The sequence below is a fragment of the Halomonas sp. H33-56 genome (genome assembly GCF_040147035.1).
Lineage (GTDB): Bacteria > Pseudomonadota > Gammaproteobacteria > Pseudomonadales > Halomonadaceae > Halomonas > Halomonas litopenaei.
Genome location: NZ_JAMSHP010000001.1, coordinates 3,668,182 through 3,682,075, shown reverse-complemented (window position 1 = coordinate 3,682,075; position 13,894 = coordinate 3,668,182). Strand labels below are relative to the sequence as shown.

The following is a 13,894-nucleotide window of genomic DNA, read 5'->3' as shown; positions in this document are numbered from 1 at the left end:
CGCGCGCAGCGCGCCAGCGTCGGGACGCTCTCGTGGCTGTCATGGCTAGAACCTTGGCAGTTCCGGGTGCGGCAGCTCGTTGTTGTGCACGTGCATCGCACTGAACCTTGATCGCGCGCAGCGCGCCAGCGTCGGGACGCTCTCGTGGCTGTCATGGCTAGAACCTTGGCAGTTCCGGGTGCGGCAGCTCGTTGTTGTGCACGTGCATCGCGCCGAACTCGGCGCACCGGGCCAACGTCGGGATGTTCTTGCCTGGGTTGAGCAGTCCCTCCGGGTCGAAGGCGGCCTTGACCGCGTGGAAGGCGGTGATCTCCAGGCTGTCGAACTGGGCACACATCTGGTTGATCTTCTCGCGGCCGACGCCGTGTTCACCGGTGATCGAACCGCCGGCTTCCACGCATAGCTCGAGAATCTTGCCGCCCAGTGCCTCGGCGGTTTCGAGTTCCCCTTCGCGGTTGGCATCGAACAGGATCAAGGGGTGCATGTTGCCGTCGCCGGCGTGGAAGACGTTGGCCACCTTGAGCCCGTACTGCTCTGACAGATCGCTGATGCCCTTGAGCACCCTCGGCAGCTCGCGGCGAGGAATGGTGCCGTCCATGCAGTAGTAGTCCGGCGACATGCGGCCGACCGCAGGGAAGGCGTTCTTGCGACCGGCCCAGAACTTGGCGCGTTCGGCCTCGTCGCGGGCGAGCTGAACGTCGCTGGCGCCAGCCTTGGCCAGCACCTCACGCACGGTCTCGATATCGTCGTCCACGTCGGCCTCGACGCCGTCGAGCTCGCACAGCAGGATCGCCTCGGCGTCCACCGGGTAGCCGGCTCGGATGAAGTCTTCGGCGGCGCGGATGGCCAGGTTGTCCATCATCTCGAGGCCACCTGGGATGATACCGGCGGCGATGATGTCACCGACCGCGGCGCCGGCCTTTTCCACGTCATCGAAACTGGCCATCAGCACCTTGGCGGTCTCGGGCTTGGGCAGCAGCTTGACGGTGATCTCGGTGACCACGCCGAGCATGCCCTCGGAGCCCATCATCAGCGCCAGCAGGTCGAAACCGGGGCTGTCGAGCGCCTCGGAACCGATGGTCATGCGCTCGCCCTCGATGGTCATCACCTCGAGCCTCAGTACGTTGTGTACGGTGAGGCCGTACTTGAGGCAGTGCACGCCGCCGGCGTTCTCGGCCACGTTGCCGCCGATCGAGCAGGCGATCTGGGAGGAGGGGTCCGGCGCATAGTAGAGCCCGTAGGGCGACGCCGCCTCGGAGATGGCCAGGTTGCGCACCCCTGGCTGGACCCGGGCGATGCGGGCGTCGGCGTCGATGTCGAGAATCCGATTGAAGCGCGACATGACCAGCAGCACGCCTTGTTCCAGCGGCAGGGCACCGCCGGAAAGGCCGGTGCCAGCGCCGCGGGTGACCACCGGCACGCCGAGTTCACGACACTGCTTGAGCAGCGCCTCGACCTGGTCCAGGCGCTCTGGCAGGGCCACCAGCATGGGCAGTACGCGGTAGGCCGACAGGCCGTCGCATTCGAAGGGGCGCAGGTCTTCCTCGCGGTGCAGCAGGGTGAGGTCGGGGACCACGCGGGTGAGTTCGGCGAGCACCTCGTTCTTCTCGCGCCGTGGCAAGGCGCCGTCCAGGCGTTCGTCATAGAGGATGTTCATGACGCTTCCTCGGTTGAGCTAGCACGGTCGTGCGGCTAATGATGGTTATTGTCTGCACTACAATCTGCGTTGTCTTGACCTCGGTGTCCAGATTTTGGTTTGCTGGTCTGACCAGTTATTGGCAGATGTGCTCGGTTCAGGGCATCAATACGGACGATGAACCACGCACGCTGCGGGAGGCAGGACATGTGGGACAACGAAGAACGACTGGCACCGAGCAGCACCTCCCAGGCCATCGCCTCGAAGCTGGAGACGCTGATCCTTGACGGTGTCTTTCGCCCGGGGCAGCTGTTGCCCTCGGAACGGCGGCTGTGCGAGCGGCTGGGGGTGGGGCGTTCCTCGCTGCGCGAGGCGCTTGGCAGCCTGCGAAGCAAAGGGGTGATCGTGACTCGCCAGGGGCGTGGCTCCGAGGTGGCGCCGCTGGTGGAGGCGCCCCATGCCACGCCCTTGATGCATCTGTTTCGCGAGCACCCACGCACCCTGTATGACCTGCTCGAGGTGCGTGCGCTGCTGGAAGGGGAGTCGGCGAGCCTGGCCGCGAGCCGCGGCACCGCCTCGGACAGGGTGTTGATCACCCGTCGCTACCGCGAGATGGCGGACTACGTGGACAAGGCGGACCCCCTCGAGGTGGAGCGTCTGGCGCGACTCGACCACGCCTTCCACCTGGCGATCTGTCAGGCGTCGCATAACCCGGTGCTGGCGCATACGCTGCAGAGCCTCACCGACCTGCTGCTGAGTTCGGTGTTCGCCTCGGTCAAGCACCTCTATCATCGCCCTGACGCCAGGGACATGATCAACCGCCAGCACGCCCGCCTGCACCGAGCGGTGGTAGAGGGCAAACCACAACTGGCGCGGCGGGTGGCGCTGGAGCACCTGTCCACCATCGGTGACATGCTGCGCGAGATCGAGGCCGAGGATCAGCGTCTGGAGCGCTCGGCCATGCGCCTGGAAGAGTGGTAAGTGCCGGGACGACGGCAGAGACTTCTGCGCGCCGTCCCGGGGCCTGCTATTCCTCGTCGATGATGCCGCTGACGGCGGCTACCTCGAGCTTGTGGCCGAGGTGCGCGCGCAGGATGTCGCCCAGGCGCTTGCCATCGCGGGCCTCGATCGCCTCCAGCATGGCCTCGTGGTCGGCGACGGCCTTGGCCCAGTTGGCCGAGCCCATCTCGACGCTGTAGCGAATGCGCTTCACCCTTTGGCTCAGGTTGTTGTACATCTCGATCAGCACGTCGTTGTTCGACGCGGCCAGGATGCACTCGTGGATCTGCTGGTTGACCTCGAAGTAGGGGGCCAGTTCCTGGCGCTGGTAATGGCCCACCATCAGCTGATGCAGACGACGGATCTCCTCGATGTCGGCGTCTGTCAGGTGCTGACAGGCCAGCTCACCGGACAGGCCTTCCAGGGCGCCCATGACGTCGTAGGTGTTCTTGACCCCACGCCGGGTCAATCGCACCACGCGGGAACCTCGATTGGGCAGGTTCTCGACCAGCCCTTCGGACGTCAGCACCTTGAGGGCTTCTCGCAGTGGGGTGCGTGACACACCAAAGGTTTCACACAGGGCCTTTTCGGCGATCTTCTCGCCGGGCAGCAGGCTGCCTTGCTCGATCAGGTCGCGGATCCTGTCGGCCACTTCCAGGTACAGGCTACGCGGCTGAATCTTTTCCATAGCGGATTTCCCGGGCTCATCATCGTTTGACGGTCGAACGCTTGACGGTTCAACTTTTCCGTATTATGAATTCATTATTCAAATTATGCGAGTGTTGGCGAGCGTATTTGGCCAGGCACTCGGGTAACCCTGTGAGGCAGCGGAGGGTGGGGCCGAATGGCATCGATCGGATTCCGGCCGTTGTCTTGCTGCCTGCCTTTTCTGTCTTCTCTCATATCTTGCGCTGGAGTTGCTATGGCCGGAAACGTATTTCTTGCACAGGTACAATTGTCGCGTCAGTCGGCGCGGCAATTGCTCGACGCCGCCTTCGCCTTTGCCCGCAAGGGCGAACTGCCTCCTCTGACCGCGGTGGTGCTGGACGCCGGCGGCAATCCGGTGGCGGCCGAGCGTGAAGACGGCTGCAGCCCGCTGCGCTGGCCGGTGGCCAACGGCAAGGCCTACGCCGCGCTGGGTATCGGGGTATCCAGTGGTACCACCGGCGAGCGTAACCGCGAGCGTCCCGCCTTCCTGGCGGCGGTGGCCGAGGCCTCCGGGGGCCGCTTCGTGCCGGTGGCGGGGGGGGTGCTGATCCTGGATGACGACCAGCGCATTCTGGGCGCGGTCGGTATCAGTGGCGCCTCTTCGGCCGACGATCAGGCCGCCGCCATCGCTGGCATCGAGGCGGCAGGCTGGCAAGCCGGGCTGGAGCCCGATATGGCCCCCGATCCCTGATCCCGGGCTGGCAACTGTCTGGCGACAGGGACGGGTGCCAGACCCGACAGCAAGTGACAGAGCGAGCCTTCGAGCTCGCTTTTTTTGTGTATGTCTCCAGGGATGCAACAAGGGAACGAGTGGCTTGGATAGCTCGTTGTTTCGATATAAACCATTGAAATTTAAGCAACAAATGTTCTCTAAGGCGAGTTTGCGAAAGACAAAAGTCTAATACCTAATTTTGAATTATGTATCCATATTGACCCTGACCCAGCGGGAAGCGACTCCTGTCCCCAGGCCCTGAACGCCCTGGAAACGGAAAGCTCAAGTGACGGAAACCGCGACTGACGGAACCGTTACGTGAAGAGCACGCCAGCTCCCGTTGAGGCTTCCTCCAGGGTGCCAGTCGGCGCCCACCGCCAGACCACGATGGACAACAACAATCGGAGTGAGGGTTATGAAACTGCTGAAGACCGTACTGGCCGCATCCGTACTGGCGCTTGGCGTCGGTGCCGCTCAGGCCGACGAGGTGCAGATCAAGTTCGGCCACGTCGGTGGCCCGGGATCGCTGTTCGAGAAGACCGCCAACGAGTTCGCCCGTCTGGCCAACGAGCGCCTGGAAGGCGAGGCCGAGGTGGTGACCTATGGCTCCAGCCAGCTGGGTTCCGACGAGCAGATGCTCAACAAGCTCAAGCTCGGCACCATCGATCTGTCGCTGCCGTCGTCGATCATGAGCAGCGTGGCGCCGGAATTCTCGCTGTTCGAGATGCCCTACCTGATCGAGGACCGGGAGCACCTCGCCCGAGTCCGCGACGAGGTACTGCGCGATGTCCTGTATCCGGTCGCCGAAGACAAGCGCTACCGCATCATCGGCATCTGGGAGAACGGCTTCCGCCAGATCACCAACAACGTCCGCCCGATCGTGGTCCCTGAGGATCTGGACGGCATCAAGCTGCGTACCCCCAACGGTGTGTGGCGGGTCGAGATGTTCAAGAGCTACGGCGCATCGCCGGCGCCCATGGCGCTGTCCGAGGCGTTCGTCGCGCTGCAGACCGGCGCCATGGACGGTCAGGAAAACCCGCTGGTACAGATCTATTCCCAGCGCTTCCAGGAGGTTCAGGACTACCTGTCGCTGTCCAATCACGTCTATTCCCCGGCCTATGTGCTGGCAGGTGCCAGTTGGACCCGCCTGCCCGAGCACGTCCGCGAGGTGCTGATCGAGACCGCCGAAGAGGTCGAGGCCTTCGCACTGGAGCAGGGCGCCTCGCTTGACGAAAGCCTGGTCAGCACCATGGAAGAGGAAGGCATGGAGGTGAACGAGGTCGACACCGACGCCTTCGTCGAGGGTTCCCGCGGGATCTACGAGAAGTTCGCCGCCGAGGTGGAAGGTGGTGAGGAACTGTTGTCGCGGGTGGAAGCACTGCGCGAATAACGCCTGTCCACTGCGGCCTCTCCACTTTCGGTGAGGCCGCATCCACCTTCGGAGGATGCTCTGTGCTTACCACCATTTCCGCGGCCTACCAGAAGATTCTGGAGGTCATCGTCTTTCTCAATGTGCTGGCGCTGACCCTGGTGGTGACCATCGGGTTCGCGTCACGCCTGTTGGGCTCTCCTTTCAGCTGGTACGACGAGGTCGCCTCGATCGGACTGGCCTGGCTGACCTACTATGGCGCCGCCCTGGCCGCCCTCAAGGGCGCCCATATCGCCTGTCCCAGCGTGATCAACATGGTTTCGCCGTCCATTCGCCTGCCCATCGCGCTGCTCGCCGAGGCGATCACCATCGGCTTCTTCGTGCTGCTCGGCGTCACTGGTTTTCAGGTGGTGCAGATTCTTGAAGGCTCCACCCTGGTGAGCCTGCCCAGCATCTCGGTGCAGTTCACCCAGTCGGTGATTCCGATCGGTGCCGCGATGTTCATTCTCGCCCAGCTGCTCAGGCTCCCCGAGGTCATCCGGGCGGCCAAGGGAGCCGGCTTCGTCGATCACGAGCTCGAAGAGGCCGGTGTGCTGGCCGACGACGTGCGTACCGACGATTCACCCACCGGTCCGCAGCGCGCCAGCTGACGAGGAGAACCCCATGATCATTGCTTCCATGTTCTTCGGCCTGATCGGGCTGATACTGATCAACGTGCCGGTGGCCATCGCCCTCGGCCTCGTCGGCGCCCTGGCCACCGTGGCCAGCTACGGCACCCTGGCCCTGCCCAATGTCGGCATGGTGATGTTCGACGGTGCTACCAAGTTCCCGCTGATCGCGATACCGCTGTTCATCCTGGCCGGCGCCATCATGAACGCCTCGAGCATCTCGCGCCGTCTGATCGATCTGGCCTCGGCCATGGTCGGCTTCATCAAGGGCGGTCTCGCCATGGTGACCATCGGCGCCTCGATCTTCTTTGCCGAGATCTCTGGCTCCGCCGTCGCCGGTGTCTCGGCGATCGGCTCGATCCTGATTCCGGCCATGCGCAAGAAGGGCTACTCCAAGGAGTTCGCCGCAGCCATCTCGTCCTCGGCGGCGAGCCTGGCGATCATCCTGCCGCCGTCGATCCCGATGATCCTCTACGCGGTCATGTCCGGCGAATCGGTGGTCAAGATGTTCGTCGCCGGCATCTTCCCAGGGCTGCTCGGCGCCCTGGGGCTGGCGGCCATGTGCTACTTCCTGGCGCGTCGTCACAACCTGCCGGCGGAGCAGAGCTTCCAGGCCTCGCGTCTGTGGGAGGCCTTCAAGGGCGCCATCTGGGCGCTGCTGATTCCGGTGATCATCCTCGGCGGCATCTTCGGCGGCATCGTCACCGCCACCGAGGGCGCGGCGCTGGCGGTGGTCGTGGCGATCTTCATCAGCGCGGTGATCTATCGCGAGTTCAGCCTCAAGATCTTCTACAAGGCCTGTCTCGATGCTGGCGTGCAGACGGCGGTGGTGATGCTGCTGGTGGCTTCCTCTGCAGTGGTCGGTCTGTATCTGACCGAGACCCAGATTCCCCAGCAGCTGGCCAACTCGATCGCCGAGATGACCGACAACAAGTACGTGGTACTGGCGCTTCTGAACGTCATCTTCCTGGTGCTGGGCATCTTCCTGCACTCGGCGGCGGCGATCATCCTGGTGGTGCCCATCGTGCTGCCGCTGGTGACCGCGGTGGGCATCGATCCGCTGCACTTCGGTCTGATCGTGACGCTGAACCTGGCCATCGGCCAGCAGACCCCGCCGGTGGCCAGTGTGCTGATCGCTTCCTGCTCCATCGCCAAGGCCGACATCTGGGCCACCACGCGCACCAATCTTTGGTTCCTGGCGGTGCTGTTCGTGATCCTGCTGATCAACACCTACGTGCCCGCCGTGGCCCTGGCGCTGGTCAACCTGATCTACGGCGTGTGATCGCGACCACCACAAGGAGAACAACGACATGAGCGACAACGATCAGGGCCAGGTGCACTACCACAGCGAAGATGGCGTCGCCTGGCTGACCTTCGATCGCACCGCCAGCCGCAACGCCATGACCTGGCAGATGTACGACCAGCTCGAGGCCCACTGCGAGACCATCGAGAACGACCCGGAGCTGGTCGCGGTAGTCATGCGTGGCGCCGGCGGAGAAGCCTTCGTCGCCGGCACTGACATCAAGCAGTTCGCTGCCTTCGACAAGGGCGAAGACGCCATCGCCTACGAGCGTCGCATCGACCGGGTGGTCGGGCGGGTGGAGACCCTGCCGCTGCCGACGCTGGCGCTGCTGGAAGGCTTCTGTGTCGGCGGTGGCGCGGCCATCGCTCTGGCCTGCGACTTCCGCCTGGCGACACCGAGTCTCAAGTTCGGTATCCCCATCGCCAGGACGCTGGGCAACTGCCTGTCGATCACCAACGTCTCGCGGCTGGTCGAGCACGCCGGTATCGCCCGGGCCAAGCAGGTACTGATGGCGGGCGAACTGGTACGTGCCGAGGAGGCCCTGGCCCTGGGGCTGGTCGGCGAGATCGTCGACGCCGAGGCCATCGAGGCGACGGTGGCCGAGCGGGCGCAGGCGTTCAAGGAGCGTGCCCCCTTGACCGTGCGGGCGGCCAAGGAGGTGATCCAGCGGGTCATCGAACAGCGCCGCCCGGCCTTCGACGCCAGCGACGACTGGATCGCCACCTGCTACACCAGCCGCGACTTCAAGGCCGCGGTGGACAAGTTCGTCAACAAGACACCCTTCCGCTGGCAGGGCCGATAAAGGCCCTGAGGCAAGGAGAACCACAATGCTGCCACTCGATGGGATCAAGGTACTCGACGTTTCGCAGATCATGGCCGGCCCCTACTGCACCATGGTGCTGGGAGATATGGGCGCCGAGGTGATCAAGGTCGAGAAGGCCAACGGCGGCGACGACAGCCGCCAGATGGGCCCCTACGTCGAGGATGAATCGACCTGTTTCGCCCAGATCAACCGCAACAAGAAGAGCATTTCGCTCAACCTGAAAGAAGAGAAGGGCCGCGAGGTGTTCTATCGCCTCGCCAGGGAAGCCGACGTGGTGGTCGAGAACTATCGACCCGGCGTCACCCAGTCGCTGAAGATCGACTACGACAGCCTCAAGGCGATCAACCCGGGGCTGATCTACTGCTCGATCTCGGGCTACGGCCAGACCGGTCCGTCGCGTCACAAGGGCGGCTTCGACCTGGTGGCCCAGGGCATGAGCGGGCTGATGTCGATGACCGGCGAGCCGGGCCGGCGTCCGCTCAAGACCGGGGTCGCCGTCTACGATATCGGCGCCGGCCTGACCGCCATCTACTCGATCCTGGCGGCCTATATCCACCGTCAGCGCAGTGGCGAAGGCCAGCACCTGGACATCGCCATCGCCGAGTGTGGCCTGCCCTGGTTCACCTGGGAGGCGGGCGCCTACTTCTCCGAAGGCCGAGTGCCCGAGGCCACCGGCTGGCGCCATCGGGTGTCCGCGCCCTACCAGGCGATGCGGGTACGCGATGGTTACATGATGCTCGGCTGCGCCAACCAGCGTACCTGGGAGCGCTTCTGCGAGGACGTCATCGAGCGCCCCGAGCTGATGGTCGACGAGCGCTTCAAGACCAACCTCGACCGCGGGGCCAACGTCGAGGCGCTGGAAGCCATCCTCGAGGACATCCTCGGGCAACAGGATCGCGCCTACTGGCTCGATCGCTGTGACGCCGCCGGGGTGCCGGCAGGGCCGATCAACGACTTCGACCAGGCCATGCATGACGAACACTACCTGGCCCGCGAGATGGTGCTGGAGGTCGATCATCCGACCATGGGGCGGATGAAGACCCTGGGCTTTCCCAGCAAGTTCTCGGCGACCCCGTTGGCGATTCGCCAGCCGGCGCCGCTGTTCGCCCAGCACACCGACGAGGTGCTTGGGGAGATCGGGCTGGCAGCGGACGAGATCGACGCGCTGCGTCAGCAGGGTGCCGTGCGCTGACACCGGCACCACCGTGATCGGCAGCTAGCGTCTGGCATGTCGCCGAATCGCTGGGGCGGTGCCACCATAAAAATTGCATTCATTATTACAGATTATTACAAGAGGGGCGCGGCAGCGCTTGGCGCCCGAACAGCTATCCAGGCGTCGCCCAGTGCGACGCCTGGCCAGGAGGCCTTACATGCTGAATCTCGACTTTCATCCCACCGGACGTCACTTCCTCCAGATCCCCGGCCCCTCGCCGGTGCCGGATCGTATCCTGCGGGCCATGAGCCTGCCGACCATCGATCACCGTGGCCCGGAGTTCGGCGCCCTCGGACGTGAATTGCTCGGCAAGGTCGGCAAGATCTTCAAGACCGACAAGCCGGTGATCATCTATCCGGCTTCCGGTACCGGGGCCTGGGAGGCCGCCCTGGCCAATACCCTGTCGCCGGGGGATCAGGTGCTGATGTTCGAGACCGGCCACTTCGCCTCGCTGTGGCATCGTCTGGCCCTGCGTCTTGGACTCGAGCCCGAGTTTCTGGGCCTGCCGGGGGCCGAGGGCTGGCGCCACGGTGTCCAGGCCGACATGATCGAGGCACGCCTCAAGCAAGACACCGAACAGCGGATCAAGGCGGTGTGCGTGGTCCACAACGAGACCTCCACCGGTGTTACCAGCGACATCGCCGCGGTGCGCCGCGCGATCGACGCCGCCGGTCATCCGGCGCTGTTGCTGGTCGATACCATCTCGGGGCTTGCCAGCGCCGACTATCGCCACGACGAGTGGGGTGTCGACGTCACTATTTCCGGCTCCCAGAAGGGACTGATGCTGCCGCCGGGGATCAGCTTCAACGCGATCTCCGACAAGGCCCTGGCCGCCAGTCGCGAGTCGCGGCTGCCCAAGAGCTTCTGGGCCTGGGACGAGATCCTCGAGGCCAACCAGGGCGGCTACTGGCCCTATACCCCCAATACCAATCTGCTCTACGGCCTCAACGAGGCCATCGACATGCTGCTGGACGAGGGGATGGATAACGTCCTGGCCCGTCATCAGCGCTGGGCGGCGGGCGTGCGCGCGGCGGTGAACGCCTGGGGACTCGAGATCCAGTGCCAGGACCCCGAGGTCTACTCGCCGGTGCTGACCGGCGTGGTGATGCCGGAGGGCGTCGACGCCGATGCCGTGCGCAAGCTGATCTACGAGCGCTTCGACCTGTCGCTCGGCACCGGGCTTGGCAAGGCCAAGGGACGCATGTTCCGTATCGGCCACCTGGGCGACTGCAACGACCTGACGCTGATGGCGACCCTGGCCGGCTGCGAGATGGGGCTGAAGCTTTCCGGGGTGAGCCTTGCCGGCAGCGGCGTCGAGGCTGCCATGGCGTACTTCTCCGAGAACCCGGCGCCCCACGTGGCCCGCCTTGCTCGCGATTGAACCACCGCCCGCCCGTCGGCGGCGCTGTCGCCGACGGTCTACCCAGGGTTATCAAGGAGAGGGTGATGAACTCGTTGACGTCTGCCGCCAAGGGGCGGGATGCACGGATCCAGCCGCTGCCGGACTTTGCCGCGCGCCTGGCCAGGGAAATCCAGGGCGAGGTGCTGTTCGACGCCGCCAGTCGCGGCCGTTATTCCACCGACGCCTCGATCTATCAGATCACCCCGGTGGGCGTGGTGATCCCGCGCCATCAGGATGATCTGGCCACGGCCCTGGAGATCGCTCGTGGGGAAGGCATTCCGGTGCTGCCTCGGGGTGGCGGCACCAGCCAGTGCGGCCAGACGGTGGGAGAGGCGCTGGTGATCGACGCCAGCCGCCATCTGAACGGTGTGGTGTCCTTCGACAAGGAGGCGCGCACGGTGGTGGTCGAGCCCGGCATCGTGCTCGATCACCTCAACGCCTGGCTCAAGCCCCATGGCCTGTGGTTCCCGGTGGATGTTTCCACCAGCGCCCAGTGCACCCTGGGCGGCATGGCCGGCAACAACTCCTGCGGCTCGCGCTCGATCCACTACGGCAACATGGTGCATAACGTCCAGGCACTGGACGTCCTGCTGGCCGACGGCGAGAAGGTGCACCTCGGTCTGGTCGGCGAGCTGGCCGCCGGTTCCCGGGCGGCGCGGCTGGCCGAGCAGGTCGAGGCCATCGCCCGGCGTGAAGGCGAGCGCATCCGCGAGCACTATCCCAAGGTGCTCAGGCGGGTGGCGGGCTACAACCTCGATCTGTTCGACTGTCAGAACCCGCTGCCCTATGAGGCCGACGGTCGCGCCAACCTGGCCCATCTGCTGGTGGGGTCCGAGGGCACCCTGGCGCTGACCCGCCAGTTGACCCTGAAGCTGTCACCTCTGCCGCAGCACAAGGTGCTGGGGGTGGTGAACTTCCCCACCTTCTATCAGGCCATGGACCTGACCCAGCACATCGTGACCCTGTCACCGACGGCGGTGGAGCTGGTCGATCAGACCATGATCGCGCTGTCGCTGGAGAATCCGTCCTTCCGTCCGGTGATCGAGAAGGCCCTGATCGGCAAGCCCGAGGCGGTGCTGCTGGTGGAATTCGCCGGCGAGAATCGCGACGAGCTGCTGGCGAGCCTGGCCCGGTTGAACGAGCTGATGGCCGACCTGGGGTTGCCGGACTGTGTCGTCGACATGCCCGAACCCAAGGCCCAGAAGGCGCTGTGGGACGTGCGCAAGGCGGGACTCAACATCATGATGAGCATGAAGGGCGACGGCAAGCCGGTGTCCTTCATCGAGGACTGTGCGGTGCCGCTCGAGCATCTGGCCGAGTACACCGACAAGCTTACCGAGGTGTTCCATCGTCACGGCACCGAGGGCACCTGGTACGCCCACGCCAGCGTCGGCACCCTGCACGTGCGCCCGATTCTCGACATGCGCCGGGACGGCGCCGAGAAGATGCGCGCCATCGCCGAGGAGGCCTCGGCACTGGTCAAGGCCTACAAGGGCGCCTACTCCGGTGAGCACGGCGACGGCATCTGTCGCGGCGAGTGGGTGGCCTGGCAGTTTGGCGAGACACTCAACGACGCCTTCCGCGAGGTCAAGGGGCTGTTCGATCCGGACAACCTGCTCAACCCCGGCAAGATCGTCGATACCCCGAAGATGGACGACTCGCGGCTTTTCCGCTTTCCCGGGGAGTACCAGCGCATCGAACTGACGCCGGTGCTGGACTGGTCGCCCTGGAACGTCGAGCGAGATCCCTTGAACGGCGAGCAGACCCCACCGGGTAGCGGCCGCGATGTCACCGGCGGCCTCGCCAGCGCAGTGGAGATGTGCAACAACAACGGCCACTGCCGCAAGTTCGACGCCGGCACCATGTGTCCTAGCTATCGCATCACCCGCGACGAGAAGCACCTGACCCGCGGCCGCGCCAATACCCTGCGTCTGGTGTTGTCCGGCCAGCTCGGTCGCGACGGCCTGGCCAGCGACGAGGTCAAGGAGGCGCTCGACCTGTGCGTTTCCTGCAAGGGCTGCAAACGTGACTGTCCCACCGGCGTCGATATGGCGCGGATCAAGATCGAGGCCCGGGCGGCACGGGTCGCCAAGGAAGGTGTGTCGCTGCGCGAGCGACTGATCGGTGACCTGCCCAGGCGCGCACCGGTGCTGCGACGCCTGTCACCCTTGGTGAAGGCCATCGACGGCACGCCCTGGTTGGCATCACCGCTGAAGCGGGCGCTGGGGCTGGCCGAGGAGCGCGCGCTGCCACGCGTCACCGACGACTACCTGGGGCGGGCCCGACAGGGCGAGCGACCGGCCGTTGCCGACCAGGCGATGAAGGAGGTGGTGCTGTTCGTCGACACCTTCAACAACTATATGGAAGCCGACAACGCCGAGGCCGCCATGCGCGTGCTTCAAGCCGCGGGTTACCGGGTGATCCTGGCGAGCGCTGCGGATCGTCGTCCGCTGTGCTGTGGGCGTACCTACCTGGCCAGCGGTCAGGTCGATCGGGCCCGGGCGGAGGCCGAGCGGACCCTGGCGGCGCTGACCCCCCACGTGGAGAAAGGGCTTGCCGTGGTCGGGCTCGAGCCATCCTGCCTGCTGACCCTGCGCGACGAGTTCCTGGGCTTCGGCCTGGGCGAGCCCGCCAAGCGACTGGCCGAGGCGAGCCTGTTGTTCGAGGAATTTCTGGTGCGCGAGAAAGATGCCGGCAGGCTGGAGCTTTCGCTCGAGGCGCTACCGGTGTCGCGGGCGCTGCTCCACGGCCACTGTCACCAGAAGGCGTTCGATGCCCTGACGCCGGTGCAGCAGGTGCTGTCCTGGATTCCCGAGCTCGAGGTGGAGACCATCCAGTCGTCGTGCTGCGGCATGGCCGGTAGTTTCGGCTACGAGCGTGAGCACTATGAGGCCTCCATGCAGATGGCGGAACTCTCGTTGCTGCCGGCGGTGCGCGACGCCGAGGATGCGCTGATCGTGGCCGACGGCACCAGCTGTCGTCACCAGATTCGTGACGGTGCCGCACGTGAGGCGCGTCATGTCGCCAGGGTGCTGGCCGAGGCGCTGGCCTGAGTCGTCGG

Annotated in this window: 11 protein-coding genes; 9 read left to right on the top strand and 2 right to left on the bottom strand. The window is 65.2% G+C overall.

What is annotated here, in order from left to right:
* Positions 1 to 157: 157 nt before the first annotated feature.
* Complete coding sequence (gene glcD / locus NFH98_RS15685; protein ID WP_349622929.1) at positions 158 to 1,657, bottom strand: glycolate oxidase subunit GlcD; 1,500 nt, start codon at positions 1,655 to 1,657, stop codon at positions 158 to 160.
* A gap of 186 nt (positions 1,658 to 1,843) precedes the next feature.
* Here glcD and glcC point away from each other — a divergent pair, with 186 nt between their 5' ends.
* A complete protein-coding gene (gene glcC / locus NFH98_RS15680; RefSeq protein WP_045991722.1) occupies positions 1,844 to 2,617 on the top strand; it encodes a transcriptional regulator GlcC in 774 nt (257 codons plus the stop codon).
* A gap of 46 nt (positions 2,618 to 2,663) precedes the next feature.
* On the opposite strand, the gene NFH98_RS15675 is transcribed toward glcC, so the two are convergent.
* Positions 2,664 to 3,323 (bottom strand): GntR family transcriptional regulator, encoded by a 660-nt coding sequence (locus NFH98_RS15675; RefSeq protein WP_349622928.1) that lies wholly within the window; start codon positions 3,321 to 3,323, stop codon positions 2,664 to 2,666.
* A gap of 234 nt (positions 3,324 to 3,557) precedes the next feature.
* Between NFH98_RS15675 and NFH98_RS15670 the strand changes: the two genes are divergently transcribed.
* The 8 genes from NFH98_RS15670 to NFH98_RS15635 all read left to right on the top strand — a co-directional run bounded on the left by NFH98_RS15670 (position 3,558) and on the right by NFH98_RS15635 (position 13,886).
* Positions 3,558 to 4,034: a GlcG/HbpS family heme-binding protein gene (locus NFH98_RS15670; protein WP_348826993.1), complete on the top strand. Its 477-nt coding sequence runs from the start codon at positions 3,558 to 3,560 to the stop codon at positions 4,032 to 4,034.
* A gap of 436 nt (positions 4,035 to 4,470) precedes the next feature.
* The gene (locus tag NFH98_RS15665) at positions 4,471 to 5,445 is read left to right on the top strand and encodes a TRAP transporter substrate-binding protein (RefSeq protein ID WP_045991725.1); all 975 of its coding nucleotides are present in this window, start codon (positions 4,471 to 4,473) and stop codon (positions 5,443 to 5,445) included.
* Positions 5,446 to 5,507: 62 nt separating this feature from the next.
* Positions 5,508 to 6,074, top strand: a complete 567-nt coding sequence (locus NFH98_RS15660; protein WP_071211091.1) for a TRAP transporter small permease — start codon at positions 5,508 to 5,510, stop codon at positions 6,072 to 6,074.
* Positions 6,075 to 6,087: 13 nt separating this feature from the next.
* Positions 6,088 to 7,374, top strand: coding sequence for a TRAP transporter large permease (locus NFH98_RS15655; RefSeq protein WP_045991726.1), 1,287 nt, complete (start codon positions 6,088 to 6,090; stop codon positions 7,372 to 7,374).
* A 28-nt stretch (positions 7,375 to 7,402) separates the two neighbouring features.
* Complete coding sequence (locus tag NFH98_RS15650) at positions 7,403 to 8,197, top strand: enoyl-CoA hydratase (protein ID WP_108132423.1); 795 nt, start codon at positions 7,403 to 7,405, stop codon at positions 8,195 to 8,197.
* A 25-nt stretch (positions 8,198 to 8,222) separates the two neighbouring features.
* Complete coding sequence (locus tag NFH98_RS15645) at positions 8,223 to 9,410, top strand: CaiB/BaiF CoA transferase family protein (protein ID WP_108132424.1); 1,188 nt, start codon at positions 8,223 to 8,225, stop codon at positions 9,408 to 9,410.
* Positions 9,411 to 9,588: 178 nt separating this feature from the next.
* Positions 9,589 to 10,812, top strand: coding sequence for a pyridoxal-phosphate-dependent aminotransferase family protein (locus tag NFH98_RS15640; protein WP_213229115.1), 1,224 nt, complete (start codon positions 9,589 to 9,591; stop codon positions 10,810 to 10,812).
* Between the two features lie 65 nt (positions 10,813 to 10,877).
* Entirely contained in the window at positions 10,878 to 13,886 is a 3,009-nt protein-coding gene (locus NFH98_RS15635; protein WP_349622927.1) for an FAD-binding and (Fe-S)-binding domain-containing protein, read from the top strand.
* Positions 13,887 to 13,894: the final 8 nt, after the last annotated feature.

Coding starts and splice junctions, on each gene's coding strand:
- NFH98_RS15635 (WP_349622927.1), top strand. CDS start 10,878: ATGAACTCGTTGACGTCTGCCGCCAAGGGGCGGGATGCACGGATCCAG.
- NFH98_RS15665 (WP_045991725.1), top strand. CDS start 4,471: ATGAAACTGCTGAAGACCGTACTGGCCGCATCCGTACTGGCGCTTGGC.
- NFH98_RS15655 (WP_045991726.1), top strand. CDS start 6,088: ATGATCATTGCTTCCATGTTCTTCGGCCTGATCGGGCTGATACTGATC.
- NFH98_RS15645 (WP_108132424.1), top strand. CDS start 8,223: ATGCTGCCACTCGATGGGATCAAGGTACTCGACGTTTCGCAGATCATG.
- NFH98_RS15675 (WP_349622928.1), bottom strand. CDS start 3,323: ATGGAAAAGATTCAGCCGCGTAGCCTGTACCTGGAAGTGGCCGACAGG.
- glcC (WP_045991722.1), top strand. CDS start 1,844: ATGTGGGACAACGAAGAACGACTGGCACCGAGCAGCACCTCCCAGGCC.
- NFH98_RS15670 (WP_348826993.1), top strand. CDS start 3,558: ATGGCCGGAAACGTATTTCTTGCACAGGTACAATTGTCGCGTCAGTCG.
- glcD (WP_349622929.1), bottom strand. CDS start 1,657: ATGAACATCCTCTATGACGAACGCCTGGACGGCGCCTTGCCACGGCGC.
- NFH98_RS15640 (WP_213229115.1), top strand. CDS start 9,589: ATGCTGAATCTCGACTTTCATCCCACCGGACGTCACTTCCTCCAGATC.
- NFH98_RS15650 (WP_108132423.1), top strand. CDS start 7,403: ATGAGCGACAACGATCAGGGCCAGGTGCACTACCACAGCGAAGATGGC.